The sequence below is a fragment of the Phenylobacterium sp. genome (assembly GCF_044372605.1).
Lineage (GTDB): Bacteria > Pseudomonadota > Alphaproteobacteria > Caulobacterales > Caulobacteraceae > Phenylobacterium.
Genome location: NZ_JBILRO010000134.1, coordinates 1 through 9,109, shown reverse-complemented (window position 1 = coordinate 9,109; position 9,109 = coordinate 1). Strand labels below are relative to the sequence as shown.

At 64.9% G+C, this 9,109-nt stretch carries 11 protein-coding genes; 8 read left to right on the top strand and 3 right to left on the bottom strand.

The window, feature by feature from the left end; genetic code table 11:
* Positions 1-802: phosphotransferase family protein (locus ACIQ42_RS11625; protein ID WP_397422349.1), on the top strand; the 802-nt coding region annotated here is incomplete at its 5' end.
* Between the two features lie 79 nt (positions 803-881).
* On the opposite strand, the gene ACIQ42_RS11620 is transcribed toward ACIQ42_RS11625, so the two are convergent.
* Complete coding sequence (locus ACIQ42_RS11620; protein ID WP_397422348.1) at positions 882-2,231, bottom strand: carotenoid oxygenase family protein; 1,350 nt, start codon at positions 2,229-2,231, stop codon at positions 882-884.
* A gap of 134 nt (positions 2,232-2,365) precedes the next feature.
* On the opposite strand from ACIQ42_RS11620, the gene ACIQ42_RS11615 reads away from it, so the two are divergent.
* Entirely contained in the window at positions 2,366-2,677 is a 312-nt protein-coding gene (locus ACIQ42_RS11615) for an Hpt domain-containing protein (RefSeq protein ID WP_397422347.1), read from the top strand.
* On the opposite strand, the gene ACIQ42_RS11610 is transcribed toward ACIQ42_RS11615, so the two are convergent.
* Together ACIQ42_RS11610 and gcvA are read right to left on the bottom strand one after the other, a co-directional pair.
* On the bottom strand, positions 2,667-3,317 hold the full coding sequence (locus ACIQ42_RS11610; RefSeq protein WP_397422346.1) for a hypothetical protein: 651 nt from the start codon (positions 3,315-3,317) through the stop codon (positions 2,667-2,669). The genes ACIQ42_RS11615 and ACIQ42_RS11610 overlap by 11 nt on opposite strands.
* A complete protein-coding gene (gcvA, locus tag ACIQ42_RS11605) occupies positions 3,314-4,270 on the bottom strand; it encodes a transcriptional regulator GcvA (protein ID WP_397422344.1) in 957 nt (318 codons plus the stop codon). Before gcvA ends, ACIQ42_RS11610 begins: the two co-directional genes overlap by 4 nt.
* Before the next feature lie 175 nt (positions 4,271-4,445).
* Between gcvA and cobA the strand changes: the two genes are divergently transcribed.
* From cobA to ACIQ42_RS11575, 6 genes are all read left to right on the top strand, one after another.
* Entirely contained in the window at positions 4,446-5,285 is an 840-nt protein-coding gene (cobA, locus tag ACIQ42_RS11600) for a uroporphyrinogen-III C-methyltransferase (protein WP_397422343.1), read from the top strand.
* Positions 5,282-5,647 carry a DUF2849 domain-containing protein gene (locus ACIQ42_RS11595; protein ID WP_397402348.1) on the top strand — a complete coding sequence of 122 codons (366 nt, stop codon included), beginning with the start codon at positions 5,282-5,284 and terminating at the stop codon, positions 5,645-5,647. The genes cobA and ACIQ42_RS11595 overlap by 4 nt, the downstream gene beginning before the upstream one ends.
* 6 nt (positions 5,648-5,653) lie before the next feature.
* Positions 5,654-7,309, top strand: coding sequence for a nitrite/sulfite reductase (locus ACIQ42_RS11590; protein WP_397402346.1), 1,656 nt, complete (start codon positions 5,654-5,656; stop codon positions 7,307-7,309).
* A complete protein-coding gene (locus tag ACIQ42_RS11585) occupies positions 7,293-7,793 on the top strand; it encodes a DUF934 domain-containing protein (RefSeq protein WP_397422341.1) in 501 nt (166 codons plus the stop codon). The genes ACIQ42_RS11590 and ACIQ42_RS11585 overlap by 17 nt, the downstream gene beginning before the upstream one ends.
* A gap of 2 nt (positions 7,794-7,795) precedes the next feature.
* Positions 7,796-8,536 (top strand): phosphoadenylyl-sulfate reductase, encoded by a 741-nt coding sequence (locus ACIQ42_RS11580; protein WP_397422350.1) that lies wholly within the window; start codon positions 7,796-7,798, stop codon positions 8,534-8,536.
* Positions 8,537-8,546: 10 nt separating this feature from the next.
* A partial coding sequence (locus tag ACIQ42_RS11575; RefSeq protein WP_397422339.1) for a ferredoxin--NADP reductase occupies positions 8,547-9,109 on the top strand: 563 nt, incomplete at its 3' end.

Genomic DNA, 9,109 nt, shown 5'->3' with positions numbered 1-9,109 from the left:
CGGGACCGAGGTGCCGGTGCCTGCGGCGCTTGGGTTCTGTGAAGACGTTTCGGTCACAGGCGCGCAATTCTATCTGATGGGCCACATCGACGGACAACCCCTCTATAGTGCCGACGACACGCGACGCTGGATCCCGGCGGACAGGCGCAATGCCATGGGGCATTCGTTTGTTGACGCCCTGGCGGCCCTCCATGCGCTGGACCCGGAGGCGGTCGGGCTGGGCGATCTGGGCAAGACCGACAGCTACATCGCCCGCCAGCTCAAGACCTGGTATCGCTCCTGGACCGCGTCCGTCGAACCCGCCCAGCTGGACGATCCCCGCGCTCACAGCCTCCAGGCATTTTTTCTGGCCAACTTGCCGGATCAGGGCCCGGCCAGGGTGGTGCATGGCGACTATGGTGTTCACAACTGCCTGTTTGGCGCCGACGGCACGGTCGCGGCGGTGGTGGATTGGGAGATATCGACCCTGGGCGATCCTCTGGCGGACCTCGCCTATGCCCTGAACCAGTGGCCCGACCCTACCGACCCGTTGCCGCCCAATCCGTTGAGTCCGACGTCGGTCGCCGGTTTCCCGACCCGCACGGAGCTGGCCCATCGCTATGCCGAACGAACTGGCCGCGATCTCTCCCGCCTCGACTACTATATCGGCTTCAATCGCTGGAAGACGGCGGCCATCAACCACGGGGTTTACGCCCGCTACCTTGAAGGCAAGAAGAGCACAGAAGGGGTCGACCTCCAGGCCCTCGTGCAGACTATCGACCGCAGCCTGTGTCAGGCGGAAGCTGCGGTGGCGCGTCTGTGAGTGGTCTATCCGTCAGCCGCCGCGCGCTGATCTCGGCGGTAAGGTGATCGTGGGCCGCAATCTGATCGAGATCTGAGGCCTATGTCGGCATCCAGTTGCCGTGAGCGCCATACGGGATCCGGCGTGGCATGATGATAGTGGCGGCCGGCGCGCCATTGAAATCCTGGGCGTTCAGGATCGTCAGTCGGGACTCGTCGGTCGCCTCGTCGTGGCTGAGCGCCATCACCCAGCCTTCGTCCTCGGCCGTGGCGCCTTCCCGGGCCACAAAGATCGGCTCGCCAAGCCGGCTGGAAGCGCCGAAGTCCCGTGTGATCCGCGCACCGCTGCCCAGGTCATATTTGTAGAGGTACTGGCCAAGTGTCAGGCTGGGCGCCTCGGCGTTGAGACTGGCGGTGTAGCCGAACCGGGCCTTCAGCCCGACCAGGCTGTCGTTTACGCGCGGGAAGTCAGCGGCGACGTCGTCGATCTGCTCTTCCTTCGCCGTGCCCTTGGTCAGATCTATGGTCCAGCGCCACAGACGCCCTGTGGTGGCTTCGCCCCCGTAGAGGTTCTCGAAACCTCCGGCCATGGCGTGCTCCTGGCGGCACACATGGATGACGATGGTGTCGCCCTCCTCGTAGGCGTTGACCGGGTGGAAGACGTAGCAGGGATTGATCTCGAACCACCGAACCTGGCCGCCCGCGCCATTGCGCTTCATCACCCCCAGCCGGGCGCCGGCTTCTCGCCGGAAGGCCAGCGGCGGCTCGCCTCGCATGGCGGCCTTCAGGTCGAACACCACGGGCAAGTCCATGAACACCACGTGATTCCGTGTGACGTTCCAGTCGTGCATCATTACCGGGTTCGGCAGGTCGATGGGCTCAGCCTCCACCATCACGCCGGCCGCATCGACCCGGTAGTAGGTGAGGTACGGCGCCTTGGCCAACTGGTAGCCGAAGAACAGCAGTTCTCCAGTCACCGGGCAATGGCGCGGGTGAGCGGTCATGGAGCCGTTCAGGGCGCCGCCGAAGGTATGGGCGCCCAGAGTGTTCAGGTCTGAATCGACAGCCCAGGGCAGATGGGTTTCCTCCAGGGCCAGCATGTGGCCGGCATGGCGGATGATGTTGGTGTTGGCCGGCGAGGCTGCGGGATCGAACATGCCGCCCATCAGGGTCAGGTCGCCGTCATAGTAGGGGGTGCGCACGAACCGGTTGCGATAGTGCGCCTGGCCGTCCGCCAGTCGCACCGAATGCAGCATGCCGGTCCCGGCGAACCAGTGGTCGCTGTGCCCGGAGCGTGGGTTCATACCGGCGCGTACGTAGTCGCCGACGAGCTCCCGGGGGATTTCGCCGGTTACGGTCAGAGGTCCGGCATCGATCTCGTCCAGCACCGGCGCCCAGTTGCCCTGAAGGTGCCAGGCCACGGCGTCGGGCGTTTTCACAGGGGCGTTCATGGCGGCGCTTCCTTGTTTTGTTTAAGGAAGCCTCTCGCAGACGGTCGGCCTTGCCAAGGGCCTTTGGCAGCCTGGCTTGCCGGATGGCGCAAACCCGCGTTGAATTCAGGTTCTATGAAAAGTGTGTCCGAGACATGAGCGGCGGTTCTGTGGATTTTGAGTATCTGGAAACCTACACCGGCGGCGATCGGCAGGTGATCACCGAGGTGCTGGCGCTGTTCCTCGGGCAGGCGGACGGCTGGACGATAAGGCTTGGCGATCCCGGTGAGGGTTGGCGAGACCTCAATCACACAATCAAGGGCGCGGCGCGTGGCATTGGCGCGGTAGAGTTGGGGGAGGCGGCCCATCGCGCCGAGGCTGGCGATCCGTCGCGGGCGCCGGAGGTGTTGGCGGCTCTGGCCGACGTACAGGCAGCAATCCGGGAGTACGTGAAAATTACCTCGTAAATATCTGGTTCGTATAAACCTCGACCAGCATACTGAATCGATGGCCGTCGGGCGTTTGCAGGACCGCGCGGTGCTCCAGTACGTCGGCTGGTGGCGGTGAGGCGAGATCGAAGTCAGCGGCCACGCGAGTTTCCCAGCCGGTCGGCAGCGGCGTGAACAACAGTCTGGACGTCAGGGTGCGGCGCTGGAATCGCAGCGCCTGTACTGCCACGCCGAAGGGTGTGTCGGTCGTGTTGAGCGTATGGTTCATCCCAGCAGTCAAACGGCTGGGCAGATACCAGTTGTCGGCGCGCGACAGGATTTCGGCTCCGCACAACAGCTCGACCCGGCGATGGATTACCGGTTCGTCCGGCGCGGCGCCAAGTTCCCGGCGCACCTCGGCGAGCTGCTCCGGATTGGCCGTAACGACGAGACGGCGGGCCCGGATGGGAGGCGCGTTGGGGTCGCGCCGGGCGCAGAGTGTTTGCAGCACGGCCGTAGCGCTGTCGCGGCTGAGCAGGTCGGCGTTCAGCGACTGGAGCTGTGCGAGCATGCGCAAACGTTCGACGAACGGCGAGCGGGCTGCTTCAGCGCCGGCCGGTGCGGGTGCCTGGGTCGAGACCAGCGCCGCAGCAGAAACCATGTAGGCGGTGAGGGTCAAATTCCGGCGCCGTTGTCGATGGCGGCCAATGCGGCCTCATGGGCCAGCGCCTCGGCCTCGATCCAGCCGATGAACGCTTTCACCTGTGGAAGCCGCCCCTTGGCCTTGGGGTGAACCAGATAGTAGGCGAAATCGACCGCGGTAGAGATCTGCAGGGGTGCGACCAGTCGCCCGGCGTCCAGATCGGCCTGGGCCAGGGTGCGCTTTGCCAGCGCCACCCCGCGCCCGTTGGCCGCAGCCTCGATCACAAGGCTTGACTGGTTGAAGCGCGGCCCCCGGTGGCCATCAATACCGCGCAGTCCGCGAGCCGCCAGCCACATCGACCAGTCGGGGCAACTGTCGTCGATCTCCGGGGAGCCGTCGTGCAGCAGGATGTGATTGGCCAGATCCTCGGGGTTCTCCAGAGCCTGCTCAGCCAGAAGTGCGGGGCTGATCACCGGGATCACCGCCTCGCTAACCAGTCGCTTGACCTCCAGCCCCGGATAGCGCCCTGCGCCGTAGCGCAGCGCCAGATCCACTTCCCCGGCAGTCAGGTCCACCAGTTCCATGCCAGCGTTAAGCCAGACGTCAACCTGCGGGTGCACACGCTCGAAAGCGCCTAGCCGGGGCGCCAGCCATTTCGCGGCGAAGGAGGGCGGTGCCGTGATCGTGAGGCGACGGCCATCCACAGCGGCAGTCAGGAGAGACGCCGCTTCGGCGAGCCGATCAAAGGCTTCCCGGAGTGCGGGCAGGGCGGTCTGGGCCGCATCAGTCAGCAACAGTCCCTTGGGGGTGCGTTTGAACAAAGCGGCGCCGACATAGTCTTCCAGGTTCTGGATCTGCTGGCTTACCGCGCCGGGCGTCACCGAGAGTTCATCGGCGGCCCGGCTGAAGTTGAGATGCCGCGCCGCAGCCTCGAACGCGCGCAGAGCGTTCAGAGGCGGCAGCCGCCGCCGCTGGTGGTTGCGATCCATCAAGTTTTCCTGACACCCCGGGCAGAAGTCCTCGGGTTGCGAATTGGGCTCTGGAGCGCCTTATTGCAAGCGTCCACCGGTGTATCGCCCCTTTTCCGGCGGGGAATCCAGTGCGACGGACGTCTGGGTGTGCCGCAAGAGCCCGCCTCTGCAAGGATCGTTAGAGAAGCTAATCATGAGTGAGAGTTGCGATAGGGCGAGACGGGCGCGGCGGCTTGTCCTGCTGGGCGGCGTGCGGCCGGCCCGGAGTGCCGGACAGGTCTGGCTTGTGGGCGCGGGACCAGGCGATCCTGAACTGCTGACTCTAAAGGCATTGAGAGTGCTGCAGGCTGCCGAGGTGGTGGTCCATGACGGCCTAGTACCGGACGAGATCCTGGATCTGGCCCCGGCCGCCGCCCGCCGGATCTCCGTGGCCAAACGCAAGTCGCGCCATTCCTACTCTCAGGATGAGATCAACCGGATGCTGGTGGCCTTCGCGCTGGAGGGCCTGAACGTGGTCCGGTTGAAGGGCGGCGATCCATTCATGTTCGGGCGCGGCGGCGAAGAGTTGCAGGCTTGCCGCGATGCGGGCGTCGAGGCCCACGTCGTGCCGGGCGTCACGGCGGCGCTGGCTGCCAGCGCTGCCGCGGGTGCCCCACTCACCCATCGGCAATCTGCCCAGGCCGTCACCTTCGTCACCGGCCACGCAGCCAGAGGCGGCGAGCCGGATCTGGACTGGGCGGGGCTGGCACGCGCCAACCAGACGGTTGTCATCTACATGGGCCTTTCGATGGCGGCGTTGATCGCCACCCGTCTGATGGCGGCTGGCCGCGCCGGATCAACACCTGCCCTGATCGTCGAGAACGCCAGCCGCGCTGATGAGCGCCGGCTCGTCACCACCCTGAGAGATTTGGCCGAGGCCGCCGCGACCCTTAACGGCCCCGCCATGTTGATCGTCGGTGAAGCCATGTCGATGGCCGAGGCCGGCGCGACTGTTGAAGAGCTGGAAGCGATGCCTCTGGAGGCGCGAGCATGAAGGCTCTGACCGCAAATCGCCTGTCGGATGGTGACGTCGTCTTCTGGAACGCCGGCCAGTGGGTCGAGCGGTTCGCCGACGCCCATCTTTTTGCAGACGATGACCCTGCCGGTCCCGAGGCCGAAATGGCCGGGAAGGGGCAGCCGACTGTCGTCATCGACGTCTATCTGATCGATCTTGTCGAGTCGCAAGGCGTCTGGACGCCGCTCAGCTACCGCGAGCGGATCCGGGCGCTTGGGCCAACCAACCATCTCCATCACGGAAAGCAGGCCGAAGGCGGCACCGTGATCGCGGCCCTGCAGCAGGCGCATGGCGCCTCGCGCTCCACTGGTCGTGTCAATCTCATCAAGCGGACGAAGTAGAGGCCGATGTACCAGTACGACACCCTCGACAAGGCCATGGTCGCCGACCGTGCGGCCGAGTTCCGCGGTCAGGTGGAGCGCCGCCTCTCTGGAGAATTGACCGAAGACCAGTTCAAGCCGCTGCGGCTGATGAACGGCCTCTACCTGCAACTGCATGCCTATATGCTTCGGGTAGCGATCCCCTATGGCTCGCTGAACCCGACCCAGATGCGCAAGCTGGCCTGGATCGGGCGGACCTATGACAAGGGCTACGGCCACTTCACCACGCGTACCAATCTGCAATTCCACTGGATCAAGCTGCGCGACACGCCGGACATTCTGGATCATCTGGCCGAGGTCGACATGCATGCGATCCAGACGTCCGGGAACTGCATCCGCAATGTCACTGCCGACCCCTACGCAGGAGCCACCGCCGAGGAGGTGGATGATCCACGGGTGTGGGCCGAGGTGCTCCGGCAATGGTCAACGTTCCACCCGGAATTCTCGTTCCTGCCGCGCAAGTTCAAGTTCGCCATCACGGCATCGCCGAAGGACCGGACAGCGGCTCGTGTCCATGACATTGGCCTGGTCATGCGTCGCGGGAGAGACGGGGCGTTGGGCTTTGAGGTGATCGTCGGCGGCGGTATGGGGCGCACACCCTATGTGGGTCCGACCATCCGCGAGTTCCTGCCGGTGGACCAGCTTCTGTCGTACGTTGAGGCGATCCTTCGCGTCTACAACCGGCATGGCCGCCGGGACAACAAGTACAAGGCCCGGATCAAGATCCTGGTCGCCGCCCTCGGAACCGAGGAATTCACCCGCCAGGTCGACGCCGAATGGGCGAAGATCGGCGCGGACATCAATCTACCGGATGCCGAGGTCGCCCGGATACGAGCCGCCTTCGCGACGGTCGATTTCGAGACTCTGCCGCCCCGATCAGAGACCCTCGAGGCGGCCAAGGCGGTGACGCCGGCGCTGGCGCGTTTCGCCCGAAACAATCTTAAACCCCACAAGCGTCCGGGCTATGCCATCGTCGAGATCAGCCTGAAGGGCATCGGTGAAACCCCTGGCGACGCTACATCCGATCAGATGGATGTCGTGGCCGATCTGGGTGAGCGCTATGGTCATGGAGACATCCGGGTGACGCATGAGCAGAACCTGGTGTTGCCACACGTGAAGCTGGATGATGTCCCGGAGGTGTGGGCCGCGCTGCGCGACGCCGGGATCGCGACGCCAAACATCAATCTGGTCAGCGACATCATCGCCTGTCCCGGACTGGACTACTGCGCACTGGCCAATGCGCGCGCCATTTCCATCGCCCAACTCATCGCCGGGAAGTTTCGCGATCCTGACCGAGCCGAGGACGTCGGTGAGCTGAAGATCAAGATCAGTGGCTGCATCAACGCCTGCGGCCACCACCACGTGGGTCACATCGGCATCCTGGGCGTCGATAAGAAGGGTGAGGAATTCTATCAGCTTACCCTGGGCGGCTCTGGCGCCGAAGACGCCTCACTGGGTGCGATGCTAGGCCCGGCCTTGCCCTATGATCGGGTGGCGGGCGCCGTCGACACTCTGGTCGAGGTCTATCTCCGCGAGCGCGAGCCTGGCGAACGCTTCCTCGACACCTTCCGCCGTGCTGGCGTCGCGCCCTTCAAGGAGGCTGTATATGCCGACGCTCATTGAGATGATCGACGGGGCCGCCCGTGGGGTCGACGACGGCTTCGTGTTCGTGGCCGACGATCAGGACCTTCCGGACGGCGACCTGCTCCTGTCGCTGGCTCGCTTTCAGGCCGAGGGCGAGGGTCTCCTCTCTCAAGGTCGGCGCGTGGGCGTAAAGCTCCTGGCCGATCAGGAGGTTGAAGCGCTGGCCTACGACCTGCCGCGCCTGTCGGTGGTGGCCCTGGACTTCCCCAAGTTCGGCGACGGCCGCTCCTATTCAAACGCACGCCTGTTGCGGGAACGCTACGGCTTCAAGGGCCAGGTGCGGGCCGTTGGCGATGTCCTGCGTGAGCAGGCGGGATTTCTGCTGCGCGTAGGATTTGACGCCTTCGAGCCCGCCGACGGCTCATCAGCCAACGAATGGCAGGCCGCGACACTTCGCTATCGTCACGTGTTCCAGCGGGCTGCTGACGCGCGCGCGCCGGTCTATCTGGAGCGGGAGGCGTGACCTTGGCCTATGACGCCGTTGACCATACCCGCAGCCTCGCGGCCCGGCTGGACGCCGAGCTGCGACACGCTCATCCCCGAACAATTCTCGAAGCTGCGGTCGCCCAGCTTGGCGACAGGCTGGCGCTGGTGTCATCCTTCGGGGCCGAGTCCGCCGTGTTGCTCGATGTCGCCGCCAAGGTTAAGCCGGACATCCCGGTGCTGTTCCTCGACACCGGCATGCTGTTTGGCCAGACACTGGACTATCGGCGGCAACTGGCAGCCCGGCTGGGCCTTACCGATGTGCGTGACCTGCGCCCCGCCCATCAGGACCTCGCCACCGGCGATCCGATTGCCAAACTCTGGGAGACCGATACCGACGACTGCTGCAATATCCGCAAGGTGTTGCCGCTGGGCCGGGCGCTGGGCGAATTCGATGGATGGCTCACCGGACGCAAGCGCTTTCATGGTGGCGACCGGCTGAGTCTGGCGGTGGTGGAGGCCTCTGAAAGCAAGCTGAAGTTCAACCCGCTTGCCAACTGGGGCAAGGAGAACCTCGACGCCTATGTGGCCGAGCACGATCTGCCGGCGCATCCTCTGGTGGCGCAGGGTTTCCCGTCGATTGGCTGCTGGCCATGCACCCAACCGGCCGCGGAAGGCGAGGATGTGCGGGCCGGGCGCTGGAAAGGGCTGGACAAGACCGAGTGCGGTATCCATGTGGCGCGTTCGCCGTGGACGCCCAACAACGTCGGCGGCGATATCTAGGGCTATCGGGATGAATGATGTGAGTTTGGTTCAGCCGGCGCTCAAGGCGTCGGGCGCCTTCTTCGTGGAGACGGTGACCTGGGTCCAGCACTGGACCGACACCCTGTTTTCGTTCCGAACGACACGCGACGCGGCCCTGCGGTTTTCCAGCGGGCAGTTCGTGATGGTCGGCCTGATGAAGGACGACGGCAAACCGCTGTTGCGCGCTTATTCCATCGCTTCGCCGTCCTGGCACGAGGAGTTGGAGTTCTATTCGATCAAGGTGCCGGACGGCCCGCTTACCTCGCGTCTGCAGAACATCAAGGTTGGCGACCAGGTGCTGATCGGTCGCAAACCCACGGGCACGCTGGTGCTGGACGGCCTGAAGCCTGGCAAACGCCTGTATATGCTGGGCACCGGCACCGGTCTGGCGCCATGGCTGTCGCTGGTGCGCGATCCGGAGGTCTATGACCGGTTCGACGACGTGATTGTGACTCACACCGTACGCAGCGTTGCGGACCTCAATTACGCGGATTTGCTGGACCACGAACTGGCTCAGGACGAAATCCTGGGCGAACTCATCGGCCCCAAGCT

Coding starts and splice junctions, on each gene's coding strand:
- ACIQ42_RS11620 (WP_397422348.1), bottom strand. CDS start 2,231: ATGAACGCCCCTGTGAAAACGCCCGACGCCGTGGCCTGGCACCTTCAG.
- ACIQ42_RS11615 (WP_397422347.1), top strand. CDS start 2,366: ATGAGCGGCGGTTCTGTGGATTTTGAGTATCTGGAAACCTACACCGGC.
- gcvA (WP_397422344.1), bottom strand. CDS start 4,270: ATGGATCGCAACCACCAGCGGCGGCGGCTGCCGCCTCTGAACGCTCTG.
- cobA (WP_397422343.1), top strand. CDS start 4,446: ATGAGTGAGAGTTGCGATAGGGCGAGACGGGCGCGGCGGCTTGTCCTG.
- ACIQ42_RS11595 (WP_397402348.1), top strand. CDS start 5,282: ATGAAGGCTCTGACCGCAAATCGCCTGTCGGATGGTGACGTCGTCTTC.
- ACIQ42_RS11590 (WP_397402346.1), top strand. CDS start 5,654: ATGTACCAGTACGACACCCTCGACAAGGCCATGGTCGCCGACCGTGCG.
- ACIQ42_RS11585 (WP_397422341.1), top strand. CDS start 7,293: ATGCCGACGCTCATTGAGATGATCGACGGGGCCGCCCGTGGGGTCGAC.